We start from the raw sequence: 587 nt of genomic DNA, 5'->3' as shown, positions 1-587 counted from the left end.
AAACCACCTTAATCACTAAATTCAACGCATAGTAAAAATGCCACGCGTTGCGAATCCCTCTTGAGCAGTTTGTTAGTCGCGAGGCACCGAGCGACAATTTTAAGCCGAACTAAACTTTGCGAACAACAAACTTTACGTGCTTTGATGCGCTTACGTCAGGCGTAGTCTCAAAGCGGCTACTCAATGAAACCACTTGGAACAAACAACGCCGTAGAGAACGGACTGACAACACCAAAAAACACTTTTGGAAAGCCAATCTCACAGTGCGGACTTTCAACAAAGTCACTGAAACCACGTGGAACGTACCACACCAGAGAAAACGTCCTTTCAGCAAGTAAATAAGCTTTTAAACCAACAAACTCACCGAGCAGATTTGCAACCAAAAACAGATTTTCGATTGCCCCGCTCTATCACCACCAAAGAACGAAACAACCGCTTGGAAATTAGCAATGAATTGATCTAGAACCGATGAAACTGAGCTTTGACCGTCGAAGATGGAGCTATGAATCAAACAACCAGTAGCCAGTAGCCAAGTTTTGAGCTTAGAAACATGATTTTGACCGCTAGCTTTTTCTGGCGACTAACGC

The 587-nt window shown here is 43.8% G+C and carries 1 protein-coding gene; it reads right to left on the bottom strand.

Annotated elements, in window-relative coordinates; all coding sequences use genetic code 11:
- Window positions 1-176: 176 nt before the first annotated feature.
- Window positions 177-383 carry a hypothetical protein gene (locus ATB78_RS29940; protein WP_061011131.1) on the bottom strand — a complete coding sequence of 69 codons (207 nt, stop codon included), beginning with the start codon at window positions 381-383 and terminating at the stop codon, window positions 177-179.
- Window positions 384-587: the final 204 nt, after the last annotated feature.

The sequence above is a fragment of the Vibrio sp. CUB2 genome (assembly GCF_001557945.1).
GTDB lineage: Bacteria > Pseudomonadota > Gammaproteobacteria > Enterobacterales > Vibrionaceae > Vibrio > Vibrio owensii.
This window is presented reverse-complemented; position numbering and strand designations above follow the sequence as displayed.